The organism is Thiomicrorhabdus indica (assembly GCF_004293625.1).
Classification (GTDB): domain Bacteria; phylum Pseudomonadota; class Gammaproteobacteria; order Thiomicrospirales; family Thiomicrospiraceae; genus Thiomicrorhabdus; species Thiomicrorhabdus indica.
The window spans coordinates 2758780-2777288 of sequence record NZ_CP033040.1 but is presented as its reverse complement, the minus strand read 5'-3'; the positions used below and the strand labels follow the sequence as shown (position 1 = coordinate 2777288).

Annotated in this window: 17 protein-coding genes; 4 read left to right on the top strand and 13 right to left on the bottom strand. The window is 42.6% G+C overall.

The features are described 5' to 3' along the window. Positions 1 to 120 precede the first annotated feature (120 nt). The 9 genes from fghA to D9T12_RS12080 form a co-directional block, all read right to left on the bottom strand. Positions 121 to 966 carry an S-formylglutathione hydrolase gene (gene fghA / locus D9T12_RS12120; RefSeq protein ID WP_130538415.1) on the bottom strand — a complete coding sequence of 282 codons (846 nt, stop codon included), beginning with the start codon at positions 964 to 966 and terminating at the stop codon, positions 121 to 123. Positions 967 to 1030: 64 nt separating this feature from the next. Then, complete coding sequence (locus tag D9T12_RS12115; RefSeq protein ID WP_130538414.1) at positions 1031 to 2140, bottom strand: S-(hydroxymethyl)glutathione dehydrogenase/class III alcohol dehydrogenase; 1110 nt, start codon at positions 2138 to 2140, stop codon at positions 1031 to 1033. 314 nt (positions 2141 to 2454) lie between these two features. Further along, entirely contained in the window at positions 2455 to 3474 is a 1020-nt protein-coding gene (locus D9T12_RS12110) for a heme-dependent oxidative N-demethylase family protein (protein WP_130538413.1), read from the bottom strand. Positions 3475 to 3486: 12 nt separating this feature from the next. Beyond that, entirely contained in the window at positions 3487 to 4437 is a 951-nt protein-coding gene (locus tag D9T12_RS12105; protein WP_130538412.1) for a PDR/VanB family oxidoreductase, read from the bottom strand. After that, entirely contained in the window at positions 4437 to 5012 is a 576-nt protein-coding gene (locus tag D9T12_RS12100; RefSeq protein ID WP_130538411.1) for a dimethylamine monooxygenase subunit DmmA family protein, read from the bottom strand. The genes D9T12_RS12105 and D9T12_RS12100 overlap by 1 nt, the downstream gene beginning before the upstream one ends. Before the next feature lie 23 nt (positions 5013 to 5035). Continuing rightward, the gene (locus tag D9T12_RS12095; RefSeq protein WP_130538410.1) at positions 5036 to 6433 is read right to left on the bottom strand and encodes an NAD(P)-binding domain-containing protein; all 1398 of its coding nucleotides are present in this window, start codon (positions 6431 to 6433) and stop codon (positions 5036 to 5038) included. A gap of 168 nt (positions 6434 to 6601) precedes the next feature. Continuing rightward, the gene (locus tag D9T12_RS12090) at positions 6602 to 7321 is read right to left on the bottom strand and encodes a PAS domain-containing protein (RefSeq protein WP_165395122.1); all 720 of its coding nucleotides are present in this window, start codon (positions 7319 to 7321) and stop codon (positions 6602 to 6604) included. 65 nt (positions 7322 to 7386) lie between these two features. After that, positions 7387 to 8091 carry a response regulator gene (locus D9T12_RS12085; RefSeq protein ID WP_130538408.1) on the bottom strand — a complete coding sequence of 235 codons (705 nt, stop codon included), beginning with the start codon at positions 8089 to 8091 and terminating at the stop codon, positions 7387 to 7389. Between the two features lies 1 nt (position 8092). Next, the gene (locus D9T12_RS12080) at positions 8093 to 9265 is read right to left on the bottom strand and encodes a sensor histidine kinase (RefSeq protein WP_130538407.1); all 1173 of its coding nucleotides are present in this window, start codon (positions 9263 to 9265) and stop codon (positions 8093 to 8095) included. Between the two features lie 321 nt (positions 9266 to 9586). On the opposite strand from D9T12_RS12080, the gene D9T12_RS12075 reads away from it, so the two are divergent. The 3 genes from D9T12_RS12075 (at position 9587) to D9T12_RS12460 (ending at position 13782) form a co-directional block, all read left to right on the top strand. Continuing rightward, entirely contained in the window at positions 9587 to 11890 is a 2304-nt protein-coding gene (locus D9T12_RS12075) for a DUF1989 domain-containing protein (protein WP_130538406.1), read from the top strand. 356 nt (positions 11891 to 12246) lie between these two features. Further along, positions 12247 to 13599 carry an ammonium transporter gene (locus tag D9T12_RS12070; protein WP_130538405.1) on the top strand — a complete coding sequence of 451 codons (1353 nt, stop codon included), beginning with the start codon at positions 12247 to 12249 and terminating at the stop codon, positions 13597 to 13599. 15 nt (positions 13600 to 13614) lie between these two features. Further along, a complete protein-coding gene (locus D9T12_RS12460; protein ID WP_165395121.1) occupies positions 13615 to 13782 on the top strand; it encodes a hypothetical protein in 168 nt (55 codons plus the stop codon). A gap of 228 nt (positions 13783 to 14010) precedes the next feature. Here the strand turns inward: D9T12_RS12460 and D9T12_RS12065 are convergent, their stop codons facing one another. Further along, the gene (locus D9T12_RS12065) at positions 14011 to 14514 is read right to left on the bottom strand and encodes a HugZ family pyridoxamine 5'-phosphate oxidase (RefSeq protein ID WP_165395120.1); all 504 of its coding nucleotides are present in this window, start codon (positions 14512 to 14514) and stop codon (positions 14011 to 14013) included. A 68-nt stretch (positions 14515 to 14582) separates the two neighbouring features. Here D9T12_RS12065 and D9T12_RS12060 point away from each other — a divergent pair, with 68 nt between their 5' ends. After that, positions 14583 to 15380, top strand: a complete 798-nt coding sequence (locus tag D9T12_RS12060) for an HAD family hydrolase (protein ID WP_130538403.1) — start codon at positions 14583 to 14585, stop codon at positions 15378 to 15380. 45 nt (positions 15381 to 15425) lie between these two features. Here the strand turns inward: D9T12_RS12060 and D9T12_RS12055 are convergent, their stop codons facing one another. The 3 genes from D9T12_RS12055 to rpoZ form a co-directional block, all read right to left on the bottom strand. Beyond that, on the bottom strand, positions 15426 to 15806 hold the full coding sequence (locus D9T12_RS12055) for a RidA family protein (RefSeq protein WP_130538402.1): 381 nt from the start codon (positions 15804 to 15806) through the stop codon (positions 15426 to 15428). A 110-nt stretch (positions 15807 to 15916) separates the two neighbouring features. Further along, positions 15917 to 18061 (bottom strand): RelA/SpoT family protein, encoded by a 2145-nt coding sequence (locus D9T12_RS12050; protein WP_130538401.1) that lies wholly within the window; start codon positions 18059 to 18061, stop codon positions 15917 to 15919. A gap of 131 nt (positions 18062 to 18192) precedes the next feature. Continuing rightward, a complete protein-coding gene (rpoZ, locus tag D9T12_RS12045) occupies positions 18193 to 18417 on the bottom strand; it encodes a DNA-directed RNA polymerase subunit omega (RefSeq protein WP_130538400.1) in 225 nt (74 codons plus the stop codon). Positions 18418 to 18509 lie beyond the last annotated feature (92 nt).

Here is an 18509-nt window from a genome sequence, read left to right as displayed (position 1 = left end):
TTTATCAAAGGTTTACCGGCCGGTTAAGTTTTGATGGAAGATTGTTCGATAAGAGGGAAAATCAGTGAGCAGATGGGGCAGAGTCGATTTTGTAAATTAACTCTGCCAGGTGGATGCTAGTTATTTTTGTAAAAGCGCCTTCGCGTGGTAGGCGATATGTTCACCAATAAAGGTGGCGATAAAGTGATAGCTATGGTCATAGCCTTCTTGCATTCGAAGTTGCAAGCGAATTCCTTTATCATCACAAGCTTTTTGAAGGCTTTCTGGTTGTAATTGGCCTTCGGTTAAAAATTCATCCGCAGTACCTTGGTCAACTAAAATCTGCTCGAAATAAGCGCCATTGGCAATGAGCTCAACGGCATCATAAGTTGCCCAGTCCTGTTGGTTGTTTTCGCCTAAATAAGCTGAGAAACAACCTTGTCCCCAGCCACATTGCGTTGGATGACAAATCGGAGAAAATGCCGATACCGATCGAAAATCCTCTGGGTTTTTGAGAGCGCAAATTAAAGCACCATGTCCCCCCATTGAATGGCCGCTAATAGACTTGACTCCAGCCAGTACCGGCAAGTTTTGTTCAATTAGATTTGGCAATTCAATGGTCACATAGTCGAACATCTGATAATGTTTGCTCCAAGGTTCTTGTGTAGCGTTCACATAAAACCCAGCGCCTTTTCCTAAATCATAACGATCAGGTTCATCAGACACTTCTTCTCCGCGTGGACTGGTATCTGGCATGACTAATGCAATACCATGTTCAGCCGCATAACGTTGCGCACCAGCTTTCACTCTGACGTTATCATCCGTGCAGGTTAATCCAGATAGCCAATATAAAGCTGGGACGGACTGTGTTTCTGCTTGTGGCGGTAAGTAGACTGAGAATGTCATTTCACATTGGCAGGCATCCGAGAAGTGAGTGTAGCGGTTGAGAAATCCGCCAAACTCTTTAATGCTTTCTATTTGTTTCATGGTTTCATTCACTTCGTGTTTTTCAATTTGTTTTCTGTTTAACAAGCAGTTGTAAACAAAGTGGTTAGAAAATAATGACTGAGCGGATACTTTCGCCACTATGCATTAAATCAAATGCTTTGTTGATGTCTTCCAATCCCATTGTGTGGGTGACAAACGCATCCAGTTCAATTTCGCCATTCATGTAACGATCTACATAGCCAGGTAATTCAGTGCGACCTTTTACGCCACCAAATGCACTACCTTTCCAAGTTCGGCCAACAACCAAGTTAAATGGACGCGTGGAAATCTCTTGACCCGCTCCAGCCACTCCAATGACTGTCGAAACCCCCCAGCCCATGCGGGTACATTCAAGTGCATCACGCATAACTTCAACATTACCAATGCATTCAAAGGAGTAATCAACGCCACCTTTAGTTAGTTCCGAAATGTACTCGCTAACTTTGCCATCTACAGCTCTTGGGTTGACAAAGTCGGTTGCACCGAGTGCTTTGGCCATTTCCCATTTCGCTGGGTTTAAATCTACGGCAATAATACGCGAAGCTTTTGCCATTACAGCACCTTGAATACATGATAGACCGATTCCGCCTAAACCAAACACCGCTACAGTTGATCCTGGCTCAACTTTGGCAGTGTTTAAAACTGCACCAATGCCTGTTGTGACACCGCAACCTAGTAAGCAGACTTTATCGAGTGGTGCTGCTTTGTTGATTTTAGCTAAGGCAATCTCAGGTACTACGGTGTATTCAGAAAAGGTCGAACAGCCCATGTAATGATAAATTGGTTTGCCATTTTTAGAAAAACGACGTGTACCGTCAGGCATGTAGCCAGTCCAAACTGTGCCGGCAATCGATTGGCATAGATTACTTTTGGTTGAGTTACAGTATTCGCAATCACCACATTCTGGAATATAGAGAGGAATGACGTGATCGCCAGGTTTTAAATCTTTTACACCTGGTCCACATTCGACTACTTCACAGCCACCTTCATGCCCTAATATCGCTGGAAAAACGCCTTCTGGATCATCTCCAGACAAGGTAAAAGCATCGGTATGACAAACTCCTGATGCAATAACTTTTAGTAAGACCTCTCCTTCTTTTGGACCTTCAACCTCCACTTCTTCAATTTCTAAAGGTTGTTTTGGTGCCCAAGCGACGGCTGCTTTGCATTTCATAGTTTTAAGTCCTTTTTAATAGTGGAGCAGGGAGGGGACATGCTATCTTAAAAGTGTATAAAACAATAGTCCTTACTCGCTGATTGTGTCCGGTATTTTCGACAAAACCTCAAGAAAAACCATTCCTCTAAAGGAGTACCTCTAAATGGATTTCTACATGCGGTGTTACATGTAAACTTTGAATGGAGGGAATAACGAAAAACAAAATAACTGACAATAGATGGGCGTTTGAGAATCAGAACAGATTTTAGTTTGTGTAATATCATCAGATTAAAAAAGCGAGGAAATTTCCTCGCTAATGGAAAGGCTATAATTTAATTCTCTGGATCAAATTGTTTGAGCCAGGTCACCAAGGTTGGGTGGTAACGTGATAGCCCTTTATATTCAATCAACTCTTCTGGCAATGTTTTCATAACGCGATGCATGCGACGAGCCCAATCTTTATTTTTGACTAGGTCATCCATGCTGATTAGGAAGGTACGGATACTGAACATGAGCGCATTACTTCGAGGCATACGATCAAGAACCTGTAATTCCACTCTTAAGTAAACTTTTTCACCGACATTTTCTTCTGTCACTGTGTCACGTTCATGCCCCCAGTCTGGATAGGTTTCTGGTGAGGTATCCATTCGAGCGTTAATGGTTAAGGTCCAATTAAGGCGTCGAACCGGCTGACCAACAGGAATAGCTGTAAGATACTTTAAAGCACGATCAAAAATTCCAGCTTCATGCGCAAGTGGAACAGGCCCGTGCCATTGCGAGAAACTCATTCCTGCATCAAATGCCAAAGACCAGTCAGCCGGACAAGTCACAACTCCTGCATCTAAAAACAGATCATTATCCCGTTGATCGAGCAAAGCGATATCGCCTTGTACCTGACATCCCATATATTCCATTGGCGGCTGTGGCAGAGTGCTACTATCGCCAAAGGTGAAAGTGTCCTTAATGCCGAGTAGTTTGTTTTCCCATGACCAAGTGTCACCGTCTTTTTGCAGTGAAAAATAATCTGGATAATCGACAGAGAGAGTGCTCATCGCACGGTCAATAAAATCCCAGCAGGCCAAGTCCATGTGTTCCATCGCTATACAGCGTTTTGGATTTTCCTCAAGTACGATTTTTCGTTCGGCCATTTCGGACAGGTAATGCTCGTCGATGTCGAAAAGGTGTTCGTAAATGCTTCCTTCTGGTCCAGGTAGTGTGTGCGGTTCGATATTGACCGAATACATATACTCATCTTCCGGAAAGGGAAATGGAAAACGTTGTATGGCTTCATCGCTGTTAGTGTAGGTGAATGTATCTCGAAAAGTCTCTATAGGTTTTGGAGCGATTCTCATCGTTAATTCCTTTTAAATATCTAGGTTTAAGCGGCCCGTTTTAGATCTGGAAACACAAGGCATGATGCAGCAATTGCTAGCCTTTTCTTCCGCCGATAGAAAGTTGTCTCGATGTTCTACTTCTCCATCGATAACGGTTGACATACATTGACCACAGACTCCGCCTCGGCAAAGGTTAGGGATTTCGACGTCGTTTGCTTCAAGTGCTTCAAGCAACGATTGGTCTTCGCTGACATAGACGGTCTTACCTGATTTCTTGAGTTCCGCAACGAATGGTTTTCCAGGTTTTGGAGCCGCAAAAGCTTCATAATGAATGTGAGATTTAGGCCAGCCGGTTTTTTCGCCAATCTTAAGAATTGTTTCAATCAAAGATTCTGGGCCGCAGATATAAATATGGGTTCCTTGTGGGCACTCGGCCATGATTTTTGCAATATCGGCGCGGTTAGATACAGCGGAATCATAAGCGTGAAGTCGATTGCTCAACATTTCTTTTAGTTCATTGATATAGGCACCGGTTTGTGTACTTCGATACATGTAGTAAAGCTCAAAATCTGCATTTTGGCGAAGCATTTCCGGTATATAGGACATAAATGGGGTAATGCCGACACCACCAGCAAAAAACAGATGTTTTTTTGCTCGCCAGTCTGGTGCGAACAGGTTTGATGGCGGTGTGATAATTAACTCGTCACCGAGTTGAACCTTTTCGTGCATGTAAATTGAACCGCCTCGAGACTCTGGCTGTAAGCGCACAGCAATGCGGTAGCTTTGTGGATCTCGAGGATCACTTAAAAGTGAATATGCGTTGCGGATTTTTTTACCTTCGGCAGGCATTTCAACTACCACGTGCGACCCGGGTGAAAAAGGAAAGAAATCTCCGTCAACTGGTGTCAAGGTGAATTCGCGAATGGTAGGAGCAACTTTCCGAATGTTGCTCACTTTAACGGTTATTGCAGTCTGACTCATTAGTTTAACTCCTGCGTTTCCGGAATGTCGTTCGGGTCTTCTGCATTAATCTGTACACCGACATAAGCACCATGGTTTCGAGAAAAATGATCTCTCACCAAGAGCAGACGGTCGCAACCGGGGCACTGGAATGGTGTGTGGGTCACGCCTTCTGTGAGGGTGTAACAGTGCGTGCAGAAAAGTCGACGTTCATTACTTAAAGGTTTAAGTTTTTTGATCTGTTCGTCCGCCATTCCTGCTTTGATGGCCAGATTATGCATATCCCATATAAAAGACTCTCTGAAAGCACTCAGGTATAGACTGCTAGAAATGGGCAACTCAGAGAATAGCTTACTGAAAACATCTGACATATCCGCTGGTCGGACAAAGTGACAACCTTTCGGGTATTTGCCTAAGCTATTGGCTTCTGGTTCTCCGACAATCCAGCAAGAGCGTTCCGATGAACAGGATTCGTAAAGTTTGGATAAGGCGGAGAAAGCACCGGTTTCAGCAATGAACAGGTGCTGTGCTACATCCTTATCGATTTCTACCGGCGGGTAGATTGGTCGGCTTTTGGTTGTAGGTTCTGCTTGCATAAAGAATTTCCTTGTCAGAGCTCTTACTGATTGGCGGCCATTTTCATATCGTTAATAGTTTCTGATGATTCCGAAAGGTAGGCTTCAAGAGAATCATCCAGTGCATCAATCCAAGGGGTATGATGTTTTGGTGACATGGTGCCCGTCATGATTGAGCGGTATGAATGGTCTCGGAAAGTCATGATGTTTTCTTTCTTGTGATGTTTCCATTCTAGGAAAGTTTTATTAACTTCCGGAATATTGAAGCTCGGGTAGTCGGTCGCATCAATCAGTTCCTGAATGTAATCGCCTTGGTAGGTGTACATCTCTTCCGCGGTCACTAAAGCCAGCTCTCTTTCACGCCATTCCATGGAATGAGCGGTCATTTCTTCTTTTTCTGGCAGAGCGATGCGTCCAAGAATGATGTCTCGAACATACCAAGCTTGCGCGTCGAACATGTTGAAGGTATACCATTGATCTTGCATACCAAGATAGAAGAGTTTTGGGTTGTTTTCCCACACGACGCCTTTATATAAATCCAGTGGCCATAGACGATTGTCTGTTACCAAGCGCAGTGAATCATTTAGAAATGGGAAGTGATGCAAGTAACCCGTACACAGAATAATGGCATCAATTTTTTTAGAACTACCATCTGCAAAATATGCATGATCAGTGTCAACTCTCAGTAGGTTCGGCTTTTCATCCCAGTTTTCAGGCCATTTAAAGCCCATTGGGTTGGTGCGATAACAGCTGGTAATGCTCTTTGCACCATATTTATAACATTGCGAACCAATATCTTCAGCAGAGTAGCTAGCGCCGACCAATAGGATATCTTTGTCTTTGAATTCAAGCGCATCTCGAAAGTCATGAGCGTGAAGAATGCGGCCTCCAAACGTTTTGAAGCCTTCAAATTCGGGTACTTTTGGCGTTGAGAAGTGTCCGGTAGCAGTTATGACATAGTCGAACTCTTCGGAATAGATTTTGTCTTCTTTATGGTCGTGAACGGTTACGGTAAAGGTGTCGGTTACTTCATCATAAGAGACATTGCGAACAGCTGTACTAAAGCGGATATAGTCGCGAACGCCAGCCTTTTCAACACGCCCCTTAATGTAGTCCCAAAGAACTTCTCGAGGAGGATAGGAAGCAATTGGTTTCCCGAAATGTTCTTCAAAGGTATAGTCTGCGAACTCCAAACACTCCTTCGGTCCGTTTGACCAAAGGTAGCGGTACATACTTCCATGAACTGGTTCGCCATTTTCATCCAGACCCGTTCTCCAGGTATAGTTCCAAAGTCCACCCCAATCACTTTGTTTTTCAAAACAGACTAATTTGGGAATTGCCGCTCCTTTGGCTTGAGCAGATTGGAAGGCGCGTAGTTGTGCTAAACCGCTTGGTCCTGCTCCTAAAATGGCTACTCGCGGAGTTAAATTTGTTTGCGTCATGTTGCGATCTCCTAACTATATATTTGAAACCTTACTAAGTTTCCTAATAAGAACTTTTTTTTCTTAAATTGTTAGGGGTAAGTTAAAGTATTTTCGCCGTTTTGGGTATTCCTAAGAGTTAGTAACCCTAAAAGGGTAGTTTCTAAGCGGTGGGGGTAAAGTATTGGGTTAAATAGGTAGGTTTAGTGTAAAAATAATGCCTTCTATACCAAGAATGGCACCGGTGTCGGAATAGATTGCGCAGCCTTTTTCATGCACTTGTCGAATTTCACCGCTGGCATGTATCAGTCGATAGGAGATTTCAAAGCTTTGATTAGATTGTATCGCCGCTTGAACATTACGCCAGACGTCTGCTTGGTCATCTATATGAATAAGAGAGCCATAAGAAAGTTCAGCATTATTAATCATTTTATCGGGTTTATATCCCGTTAATTCTTTGCAACCTTCACTGACATATTCCATGGTCCAGTTGATATTGTTGCGTGAGCGATAAAGCATTCCCGGAACACGGTTGATTAAACTATTTAAGCTACGATATCGTGCTTCTTTAATCTGGTCAGAGCGAATTTGTGGCGTAATGTCACATAAGGTTGCACTGACTGGAAAAGATCGATTTTTAAAAACCGGTTGCACGCGTATTTCGCACCAATGCACCATTTCTTTTTGATCAAGTAAGCGCAGCCACAGTAGCTGAGTGTGATTAGAATGGTAAAACTTTTGAAAAGCCTCTTGCCAAGAGATACGGTCTTCAGGGTGAATAAAGTCAAGAAACGTTTTTTGGTAACTGCTTTTTAGTGGATAGCCAGTGAGTTCGGTCCAATGATGATTGGCAAACTTAAGGCGATTGCCTTTTTCGACGATAATAATTGCATCGCTCAAACTGTTCATAATACGATTTGCTTTGATAGGCAGTCGTGATTGAAACCATGTTGCAATTATATTGTTTAACCATTTCATGCATTTTCATCCGAGCTGAAAGCATGGTGAGTGTGGCTCCAAGCGGCTAGTTCAAGTCTAGAATTCAATTCCAGTTTTCGCAAAAGGCTTTTGACATACACCTTAACAGTACCATCACTGATACCTAGTTCTCGAGCAATCAGTTTATTACTGAGTCCTTTAGAAATTAATTCCAGAGTCTGTTTTTCACGTTCAGTTAAATCATCAAAAATCGTATTTTGTTTGGTTGAGTTGTCTGAGAGTGAGGATTTTTCGCTAGGAATGCCCTGAGTTCGGATTGTTTCTGCTAATAAAGTGATGCCTGATTCGTTAATCGTTATTTTGCCTTGCATTACCGAAATCAGCTGTGAAAGAATCTGTTCGGATGAGCTGTCTTTAAGCAAAAAACCATCTACGCCGTAACTGATAGCATCCATCAAGTTTTTTGAATCCATTGAAAAAGTCAAAATGACAAACTTCGTTTCGACCCACTGTGGGCGAAGCTTTTTCAAGGCATCAACTCCAGTTATTTTAGGCATTTGAAGATCAAGCAGAATCAAATCTGGCGGAGGCGTTGGAAGTGATTTCAGCAGCTCTTCAGCAGAGCCAAAAGATTTTATCACCTCAAACTGTGCGCTTTCGTTCAGTAGTTCAACGACTCCTCGTCGAAAAAGAGGGTGATCGTCAACCACAACGGCTTTAACGACTTTTGAATTTGCCATGTTAATGTTCTCTTGGAATGGACAGTTGTACGCGGGTACCGCCCTGTTTTCTGTTTTCGACTATGAGTTCTGCATCCATTTTTCGCGCACGTTCTTCCATAATGCAGAGTCCAAAACTGTCTGGGCGTTTGCTTTCCGGCTGAATGCCTATACCGTTATCTTCTATTAAAACTTGTAGATTTTGACTTTGTTGAGTGATGACTATTCGAGCATGGCTCGCATGAGAATGACGGACTAAGTTACAGAGTGATTCTCGGATAATGAAAAGAATCTCACTTTGATAAGGCAGTTTTTTTAAGGCTTCATTTGCTCGGTTATCAAGGTCAAAAACTACACCGGAAAGCTGTTCGAATTCTTGCATAGAATTTTGAATAGCATCGGCAAGGTCAGTTTGTAAAAAACTGAGTCGTGAGGAGGTGATGAGCTCTCGAATAAGTCGGTGTGCAAAACCAACCTGATTGTCGATTTCATTGGCAAATTTCAACATAGTGTCATCGGCTACGGTATCTGTTTCATAAAGGTAGGCTTTCAAGCTCGATGAGCGTAATTTCAGATAGCTTAGTACTTGAGCAATCGAGTCATGTAAGTCTGCTGCTTGCGACATGCGTTCGTTATTAATGGCTCGCTTTAAATCTGCATGCCTTTTTTGGTAGGCCTGAAGTCCTCTTTGAATCGCTCGGGTTAGTGAGGAGGTGTAAAAATCGACTTGAGTCTGATCTTTGATATGGCCCTTAAAGGCGATTACCAAGTAAGCCATAGCGTCTTGGTTTTCATTGAAAACAGGGCAAAAAAGGAAGTTGCTGTCATCAATTTTTTGCAAAAAAGGCTGAATATTATTCATCGTGTCGACATTGATTTGAAAAGCACTGAGATGATTTTTTACAGGGGAGGTTGATCGAACAGAACCTGCGCAATGAATAACATATTTATCGCTTGATTCTGTCATTAACACAAACAACTCTTGAAAGTTGGGAAAGACTTGTTGGCCTGCTTTATGGAGTTTGGGTTGCGCTAGCACAGAGGAGAGGGATTCAGAAATTGAGTCGCTTTGGGCAAGCGTAAACGCTATTTCAGAATAGTCAATTTCTGCAGCGACAGTTTTACACCAAGAACGCTTGAACTTGCCAAAGTAAGCAAAAACGTTAATCGATAAAAAGTGATCTAGATTTAGCACTTTTAGCCGCCCTGTTATTTCAACAATTATTCAATCTATACCCAACACAGATCTTTAAGCATCAACTATGCCGTTGGCTTTAACTAAGTGTTACTCCTTTGGAGATACTGCCAATGAAGTATTGTGTTAAGTGCTTGAATAATAAATCATATCAGTAAATTTTATTTCTTGTAAAGAATAAATATATAAAGCCGTATATCAAATAGTGAGACTGTCTGTTTCTATAATACGGCTTATTTTTGCACTGAAATTAAGCAAATAAGAGAATATGCACCAAAATGGATGTTTGGGTGCTGTTTCTTTAAACAAGGCAACTAAATCATGTATGAATCGTTAAAAACAGCAACTAAGTTTATAAACGAATACCGAATTTCAGGCCAAGAGGCTTTACGCTTAAAAGTCGCAGAGGGTGAGTTTATTTCTGTGAACTCCATAGATGGCTGTCAATCGGGAGAGTTGCTAGTTGTATCGCAGGTTGACCCTGAAGCACCTTTGTTTGTCATAGATTCTTCCAACATTGATGTTTTACCGACACAAGCTATTCAATCAATAAAGCTGTTAAACAGTGATGGACAGGCAGGAGCCAAATTTAAGCAAAATTTGCAACGTTGGCAAGTTGGCGAAAAGGTGTTGGAAAACGCCTATTGTTTTTCATCTGAAATCCTGCCCACAGGAGTGACCTTTCTACAGGATGCGGTCATTGTTATGGTTGCTGCCGCAGAAAATATGGCTGTTGATGAGCATCAACCACCTACAGAGTTGAACTTGGTTCATTACGCTCATGCTTCGAGTGGTTTGCCGGAACCTTTGGCTAAACCTGTTCAGGAAATTCGAGTTCCACATAGCAGTGCCAGAACTTATGAAGTTAAGGCTGGTCAATGGATTCAAATTATCGATGTTCAGGGCAAGCAAAGTTCTGATTTTATCGCGTTTGATAAAGCTCAGTTGAAAGACGGACAAGAGGTGATGATTGATGGTACGGCAACTCGAACGGTTATGGGGTTGACGTTACCTCAACCAGGGTTGTTTTCGAAGTTCCTGGATCAGTCCCAGCAGACGATGTTGGAGGTGGTTCAGGATACTGTTGGCCGCCATGACAGCTTTTTGTTTGCTTGTAGTCCTAAATATTATGAGGATCAGGGTTATTTCGGCCATGTTAGTTGTACCGAAAATTTCAATAATGCCTTGAGAGCCTATGGAATAGCGCCACGTTCCGGCTGGCCAGCGATTAATTTCTTTTTTAATACCTATGCAGAGCCCTGTGGAACGATCGGATTTGCCGAACCTTGGTCTCGCCCAGGAGATTATGTGCTTTTGCGTGCGAATCGGGATTTACTGTGTGCTTCTTCAGCTTGCCCTGATGACATTGATCCCGCCAATGGCTGGCAGCCAACAGATATTCATGTCCGAATTTATGACGACAGCGAATCTTTTCCTCGTTCTATCGCTTATCGAACCATACCGGAGGAGTTATCTCGAATGACTAAACAGAGCGGCTTCCATAGCCGGACAACGAAATTAACCAAACATTTTGCCGAATATCATGGCTATTGGGTTGCCACTGAATATGAGGGCTGGGGAGCAAATACAGAATATTTGGCTTGCCGTGAAAAGGTGGCGATGATTGATCTGACTCCGCTTCGTAAATTTGAGGTTGTTGGTCCTGATGCCGAAGTGTTTATGCAATACGCTGTGACTCGAAATGTTCGACGTATGTCTATTGGAGAGATTGTTTATTCTGCAATTTGTAATGAAACCGGCGGAATGATTGACGACGGAACATTATTCAAAATGAGCGATCAGGCATACCGTTGGGTGTGTGGTGACCCTTATACAGGTAAGTGGCTAAGAGAATTGGCGGCGAAAACAGGCCATAACGTTAAGGTTCGTGAGTCGACCGACCAACTTCATAATATTGCCGTTCAAGGCCCGAATAGTCGTGCTCTTTTGCAAGAGATTGTATGGACGCCAGAGCATCAGACCTCCGTTGAAGAACTGGCTTGGTTCCACTTTACGATTGGTCGTGTTCAGGAAGCAACAGGTTTCCCGATTATGGTATCGAGAACCGGTTATACAGGTGAGCTTGGATTTGAAGTCTGGTGTCACCCAGATGATGCTGGTGATTTGTGGGATTTAATTTGGGAGACCGGACAGAAATACGGTATTGCTCCAATGGGATTTGATGCATTGGATAAGTTACGAATTGAAGCAGGATTGATTTTTGCCGAACATGAATTTTGTCCTCGCACGAACCCGTTTGAAGCCGGTATTGGTTTTACAACGCCATTGAAAACGAATGACGAGGATTTTGTCGGTCGCCAAGCAATTGAACGTCAGTCCCCTGAAAGCCGCCATAAATTGATGGGGTTAGAGGTGAAGTCAAATGATCCAGTTCATCATGGCGATGAAATCTATCACGGGCGATTTCCTGTCGGTGTCGTAACCAGTGCGACTTTCTCACCGGTTTTGAAAAAGCAGATTGCTTTATGTCGTCTGGCGCCAGATTTTACTGAGATAGGAACTGACTTGGAAGTCGGGCAGCTGGACGGTCAGCAAAAACGAATTCCTGCAAAAGTGGTTTCATTGCCATTTTACGATCCGCAGAGAACGCGAGTCAGAAGTTAATTTTAATTGTAGCGTTTTTGGGTGCTACTTACAGAATTCAAATATCTCGGTGGCTTTTTCTTTTATAGAAGAAGTGGCTGAAATTTGGATGCAATGTCTTCGGACGTTGTGATTTGGACTTACGTTTGCAAGCAATGTCTGTCTCCCCCTAAGACAAAGCAAGCAGCGTGATTTTGTCCTTGTTTTGAGGATAGTTTGAGCGGGTATGCTTAGAGATTGTTCTGAATTGGAATGGTTGCTGACATACCTAGTTCACTTTTGTTCGAATAATGTTTATCAAATGTTACGAAAGGCTTATTCGGGTAATAAAAACGGGTTTGTTACTCAACTTTTTACAACTTTAAGAGGTTTCAATTATGGAGCAATCAGCAGCTACATTAGAAAGCTTACAGACAATGATTACGATGTCGGATACAGTCAATATGGAAATTTTCTATTGGTTCTGTACTGCTTTGATGGTCATTATCCATGTAGGGTTTCTGGCTTATGAAATGGGCGCGTCCCGACTAAAGAATGCTTTAGCATCGGGCGTAAAAAATATTCTCGCATTTGCGTTTATGGTTCCTTCCTTCTTTTTTATAGGATGGTGGATTTATCTAAGTATGTATAACGGCTTTGTCCCTGATTTTGAAGCAGGTGCAGCAGGCCTTCCTTGGTCCGAGTATATGGGGCCGAACTTGACTGATAATGCATCAGGTATCTTCTGGGGTGCATTTGTGTTGTTCGCGGCGACAACCGCATCAATCTTTTCGGGTGCGGTTATTGAGCGTATTCGAATGAGTTCATTTCTTGTTCTGGCTGTGATTCTTGGATCGGTAATTTGGATTCTAGCGGCTTCTTGGGGATGGCATCCAACTGGATGGCTAACTATGGAATGGGGGTATCATGACTTCGGTGCGGCAGGCGCGGTTCATATGGTAGCTGGTTTCTTTGCCCTAGGTGTGGTGCTGAATCTCGGAGCTCGTATAGGTCGTTTTGGTAAAAATGGCGAAGTCTATGCGATTTCAGGGCATAGTACGCCAATGAGTATGATTGGTCTGATGATGATTGTGGTTGGTTTCTTCGGTTTCCTTGGTGGTTGTATTATCTATATGCCGGGTGAGCAGTGGACATCGATTTTTGGTAATCCAACCACTCTTTCAGCAATCAGTTTTAATACGCTTATGGCAATTGCTGGTGGGATTATTGGTGCTTATTTGACTACGCGTCAGCCATTTTGGATGCTTTCTGGAGCGGTTGCAGGTATTGTTTCAGCAGCGCCTGGTCTTGATCTTTATTATCCGCCTCTAGCATTTATGATCGCTATGTTAGGTGGAGCTATGGCTCCTCTGGTTGATAAGTTTATGACAACCAAATTCAAAATTGATGATCCTGTTGGTGCTTTTGCTGTGCATGGTGCGAGTGGTGTGATTGGTATTTTAATGTTAGGAGTTTTCAGTGGTTTCCCAAATATTGCAGAAGGTGCGCCGGCTGTCTCATTCATGGGTCAGCTTCAAAGCGCGATTGTTATGGCACTTCTCGGTTTTATCCCGGGTTATGTCCTGTCGTTTGTCTTAGCGAAATTCGGAATGTTGCGCGTACCGCCTAAAGCGGAAGTTGCTGGCTTGGATATTGTTGAAGTACCGATGAAAGCCTATCCGGAATCGGTTCCTGCGCAAAATGGTGCTAGTGAAGGCGAATTAAGCCCTGTCATGGTTAAATCGAAATAATTAGGAGAAAACATTATGAATGCAAGTCCAATTACGAGCTGGGAAGGTGCTACGGCTTACTTTACTTTCGCAGATAATCCGCTAATGATCGGAATTATATTCGGTTTGTCGGTTTTGGTGACTTTGGGTGTTATTGTGTACTCGTTCTATCATGAGAATCATAGTTACATCGATTATCAATAATGGGTCTGATGTAGATTGTTAACCCATCCCTAGCCCAAAGATTCAATTGACTTAATTGAATCTTTGGGCTTTTATCATTGAGGAGTGATATTCATCAATGAGATTGTTCGCATGACCTAGAAAAAGCAGCAACTCCATTATGCAAAGAGTTTATTTTTATCTATAGAGACACGCTATATTTACCAATGTGAGAGTTCAATCAAATTCGATAAGGGATGTATCGACATTTTAAAACCTTAAGGTATAGGCTTTTGCGAAACCTAATACAACGTTGGCTTTGACCGGTCGGCAACAATACAAAGTAAAATCTGAAAGTTGACGAATCAGCTGAACGGTTTTTCCATGTTTCACTTCAAATTGATCCATTATTTCCTGCCATAGTTCGCTTTCTCTTTGAATGGCCTCTAATTCACATTTCCACGTTACCCTTTTGCGTGCAAATACATCTACAGACTCGCCTTCGGGCTCAATAAATAACAAGCTAATTTTTGGATTCTGTTGCAAGTTTCGGCTATGCGCTGCTAATTTCGACAAGTAAAGATAGACAGATTTTTCTCGTGCAATAAATGGGGCGTAACTCGCTTCAGGTTGACCGGATGAATTTACGGTTGCTATGTGCACACTCGCTTGTTGGTCGATTAATTGTTGCATTTGCTTAAACACTTCGCCATCGGTTAAGCGTGAATTGATATTCTGAGTCGTTTGTGATGAATTGGAAGAACCAGATTGCATGGGGCGCTCCTCAGTAATCGTTTTTTCTGGTAAAGTTGCGACCATTCTAAACGTTCTGGAAAAACACTATGGTTCGATTGGTAGTGATTGATTTAGATGGCACTTTGTTAAATGGTGAGCATCTTATTGGCGATTTGACTCGAAAGGCTCTACAGGAATTGCATCATCAAGGGATGGAATTGATGATTGCGACAGGCCGGCATTTTAAAGATGTCTATTGTTTGGCCCAACAGCTGGATGTGCCAGTTAGCTTGATTACTTCAAACGGGGCACGAATTCATAGCCCTGAAGGCCTGTTGTTATATGAGAACCACATTCCTGAGAACACAGCGCGTGAGATTTTGAGGATTTCCGAAGAATTCGATGTGCATCGAAATATTTATCAGGGAGATATGTGGTGGGTTGAGGAGCCGAATCTTCCATTGCTTGAAATTCATCATGCCTCAGGTTTTGAGTATTCGGTTGTGGATTTTGACGCGATTGAGTATACGCATATTGATAAATTCTACTTTAATGCCTCACACAACAAGCTCGTGCCATTGGAGCATCAATTGCGCGCATCGCTTGGTTCACGGCTTTACATTACTTTTACGACTGAAATCTATCTTGAAGTTATGAATCTTGGGGTTTCCAAAGGCAAAGCGTTATCACAACTTTGTGCGAATAAAGGGATAGAATCAAAAGAAGTGATGGCGTTTGGGGATGGGTTGAATGATATTGATATGTTGCAGTGGGTAGGGCATCCTGTCGTAATGGAGAATGCGCATGCATTGCTCAAAAAATCGGTTCCGAATGCGAAGGTTGCAAAGAGTAACGCAGAAGAAGGTGTAGCACATTATTTGCAATCTTGTAAAAATTTCAAATAAAAGCGAGCCGATAAAGCCCACTTTCTGAAATAAAGGAAGGAAGCTTTAGTCTAAGACCATTACGCCATCCATTTCAACATCTGTTCCTTTCGGTAATTCTTTTACAGCAACTGCAGCGCGAGCAGGATAGGGCTGTTCAAAATATTGTGCCATAATTTCATTTACGGTTGCGAAATGGCTCATGTCAGTTAGGAAGATGTTGAGCTTTGCGATATTTTGCAAACTTCCTCCAGCTGCTTCACATACCGCAGATAGATTTTTAAAGACTTGGTGAATTCGTCCATCAATTTCGCCGTCAACCAATTCCATGGTTTCAGGAATTAAGGCAATTTGACCTGAAAGGTAGACTGTATCTCCGTGACGAACTGCTTGAGAATAGGTACCGATTGCTTGAGGGGCTTTTTCTGTTGCAATAATTTGTTTCATTTCAATATCCATTTAGTCGATTTTTGAAGGTGTAATGTTTAACCGTTTTATGAATTCAGTCATGCATTACGATGAATGCATTTTCTCAAAACATAAAGTCAATCAAGACATTACATCCGTTGAATTTTTTCAACCAGTTTGTTTTTCTTTAAGGCTTTAATGATATGTGCCAAGTGGTTGCGGTCTCTGACATGCAAAATAAAGTTCATAAGACTGTATTGGTCATCTTTATCTTCAGATGTAACACTGTCGATATCTGTTTGAGTTGAGGCGATCTCACTGGCAATGGTCGCTAAACTACCGCGAACATTTTTCACTTCAAGTTGCAGTTCTGTCAAGAAGCTTCCTTGTACATCTTCTGCCCAATGAACATCAAGCAATTTATCCGGCTGGGCTTTAATCTTGCGAATATTTGTACAGTTTTCTCGGTGAATCATTAAACCTTTTTCTGCACTGAGGTAGCCAATGATTTCGTCACCGGGAATTGGATGACAACAGTTGGCAAACTGCACTGCAAAACCTTCCGTTCCGGTAATGGGTAAGGCTTCTCCGTGTTGGTATTCAGTTGATTCAACAGTGTCTTCCCGACCAAGAATAATATCGTGAATTTGTTTAGCAACTAGCGGTGCCAAGCGCTTGCCTGTTCCCAACTCTTCAAATAGTTGATTAAGGGTTTCATGCTCCAAAGCTTGCAGAATATCTGCTTCTTGCTCATTGCTTAGGCCATCCAGCTGCATATTGAAACGATGTAAAGCGCGTTTGAGAATTTCTTTACCGAGTAAGATCGCATCTTCTGTCTCTAAGTCGCGCATGTAGTGGCGAATTTGGGTGCGCGCTTTCGCGGTTTTGACAAACTGAAGCCAAGATGGGTTTGGTTTCTCCAAGCGACCTCGAACGACATCGACAGTATTACCACTGTGAAGCGTTGTGCGCAGTGGGCGTAACTTATTATCAATATGACAGCTGACTGCTGAGTGTCCAACATTTGTGTGCACCGCATAGGCGAAATCAAGGGCGGTAGCGCCACGAGGCAGGGAGATAATGTCACCTTTTGGGGTGAAAACATAAATAACGTCAGGGAAAAGGTCAATTTTGACGTTTTCTAGGAAGTCGAGCGAGTTCCCAGCGCTTTTTTGCAGTTCAAGCAGATTTTTTACCCACTCTTGCGCTTTTTGGTCTACGGTTGATGAAGCACTGTTTTCATTGTCATCTTGTTGCTTGTATAGCCAGTGTGCGGCAATTCCATGTTCAGCAACATCATGCATCTGTTCGGAACGAATTTGTATTTCTAAACGAGCACTGCTGAAAGGTCCGAATAAGGTTGTATGAAGCGCTTGGTAGCCGTTTGACTTTGGAATGGCAATATAGTCTTTGAAACGGTTTGGTAATGGCTTGTAAAGCGAGTGCATTGCTCCCAATGCGCGATAGCAGCTATCAGGGGAGTCAACAATGACACGGAAAGCAAAAATATCGAGAATTTCATCGAAGTGCTTACCTTTGTTTTTCATTTTTTTGTATAAGCTGTACAAATGCTTTTCACGTCCAAAGACTCGACCAGGAATCTTTTCTTGTTCCAGTCTGTGTTCAATCGTTTGGGTGATTTGTGCAATGATTTCGTTGCGGTGACCGCGAGCTTTAAGCAAAGCTTTTTCGAGAGCAGCATGGCGCATTGGATAAATGATTCTAAAGCAAAGGTCTTCAAGTTCAATACGGATGGAGTTAATTCCTAACCGGCCGGCAATAGGCGCGAAAAATTCTAATGTCTCTTCGGCAATACGACGTTGCTTATCTCGGCGCATGACTCCTAAAGTGCGCATGTTATGCAGACGATCAGCAAGTTTGATAAGAATAACGCGAATATCTCGAGACATCGCCATAATCATTTTACGGAAGTTTTCTGCTTTCGCCTGCTGTGGGGTGGAAAACATCATTTTGGTCAGCTTGGTGACGCCCTCAACGATTTCAGCCACACTTTCGCCAAACAGCTCAGTAATGTCTTCTTTGGTGTATGGCGTGTCTTCAATCACATCGTGAAGAAGAGCAGCGATAATGCTGTCTTGATCGAGTTGAATATCGGCAAGAATTTCAGCGACTGCGACGGGGTGCCAAATGTAGTCTCCGCCAGCTTTTCGCTTTTGACCATCATGAGCAATACGACCAAATTCAAAGGCTTGTTTAATGCGTGCAACTTGCTCAGCATTTAGGTAAGTACTGACTTTTTCAATTAGCGCATCGGTAGAAGTTGGTGTTGCCATGTGTTTTTAAGGTTCCTCAGCAATCATGACGGAAGAGTCGGGAATTATTACAGCTAGCCGAGACAGGGTAGTTGAAGAAAACTTGATTTGTCTCGGCGTGATTTGAATGCTCGATTGAGCTTTACAGAAATTTAATTAAAGAATGGAGGCGTGTCTGGATCATCCATAACGGTTTTTGCATCAATGGTATCCGCAGCAAGTTCACGCAGAGCCATTACGGTTGGCTTGTCTTTATCCCATTCAAGCGTTGGTTCTGCACCGCGAGAAATTTGACGCGCACGCTTTGCGCTTAAAATAACCAATTCAAAACGGTTCTCAACTTGTGTCAAACAATCTTCAACTGTGACTCGTGCCATATTTATTAACCCATAAAATTTAAACTAAACGATTAATTTACCACAAAAAACAGGCAAAAATCATCTATGAATTTAAAAATATTGGTGGAATG

What these genes read in the sequence shown, in the direction of transcription:
- D9T12_RS12075 (WP_130538406.1), top strand. Translation starts at nt 9,587, where the DNA reads ATGTATGAATCGTTAAAAACAGCAACTAAGTTTATAAACGAATACCGA.
- D9T12_RS12050 (WP_130538401.1), bottom strand. Translation starts at nt 18,061, where the DNA reads ATGGCAACACCAACTTCTACCGATGCGCTAATTGAAAAAGTCAGTACT.
- D9T12_RS12090 (WP_165395122.1), bottom strand. Translation starts at nt 7,321, where the DNA reads ATGAACAGTTTGAGCGATGCAATTATTATCGTCGAAAAAGGCAATCGC.
- D9T12_RS12105 (WP_130538412.1), bottom strand. Translation starts at nt 4,437, where the DNA reads ATGAGTCAGACTGCAATAACCGTTAAAGTGAGCAACATTCGGAAAGTT.
- D9T12_RS12085 (WP_130538408.1), bottom strand. Translation starts at nt 8,091, where the DNA reads ATGGCAAATTCAAAAGTCGTTAAAGCCGTTGTGGTTGACGATCACCCT.
- D9T12_RS12110 (WP_130538413.1), bottom strand. Translation starts at nt 3,474, where the DNA reads ATGAGAATCGCTCCAAAACCTATAGAGACTTTTCGAGATACATTCACC.
- D9T12_RS12065 (WP_165395120.1), bottom strand. Translation starts at nt 14,514, where the DNA reads ATGCAATCTGGTTCTTCCAATTCATCACAAACGACTCAGAATATCAAT.
- rpoZ (WP_130538400.1), bottom strand. Translation starts at nt 18,417, where the DNA reads ATGGCACGAGTCACAGTTGAAGATTGTTTGACACAAGTTGAGAACCGT.
- fghA (WP_130538415.1), bottom strand. Translation starts at nt 966, where the DNA reads ATGAAACAAATAGAAAGCATTAAAGAGTTTGGCGGATTTCTCAACCGC.
- D9T12_RS12115 (WP_130538414.1), bottom strand. Translation starts at nt 2,140, where the DNA reads ATGAAATGCAAAGCAGCCGTCGCTTGGGCACCAAAACAACCTTTAGAA.
- D9T12_RS12095 (WP_130538410.1), bottom strand. Translation starts at nt 6,433, where the DNA reads ATGACGCAAACAAATTTAACTCCGCGAGTAGCCATTTTAGGAGCAGGA.
- D9T12_RS12070 (WP_130538405.1), top strand. Translation starts at nt 12,247, where the DNA reads ATGGAGCAATCAGCAGCTACATTAGAAAGCTTACAGACAATGATTACG.
- D9T12_RS12100 (WP_130538411.1), bottom strand. Translation starts at nt 5,012, where the DNA reads ATGCAAGCAGAACCTACAACCAAAAGCCGACCAATCTACCCGCCGGTA.
- D9T12_RS12060 (WP_130538403.1), top strand. Translation starts at nt 14,583, where the DNA reads ATGGTTCGATTGGTAGTGATTGATTTAGATGGCACTTTGTTAAATGGT.
- D9T12_RS12460 (WP_165395121.1), top strand. Translation starts at nt 13,615, where the DNA reads ATGAATGCAAGTCCAATTACGAGCTGGGAAGGTGCTACGGCTTACTTT.
- D9T12_RS12055 (WP_130538402.1), bottom strand. Translation starts at nt 15,806, where the DNA reads ATGAAACAAATTATTGCAACAGAAAAAGCCCCTCAAGCAATCGGTACC.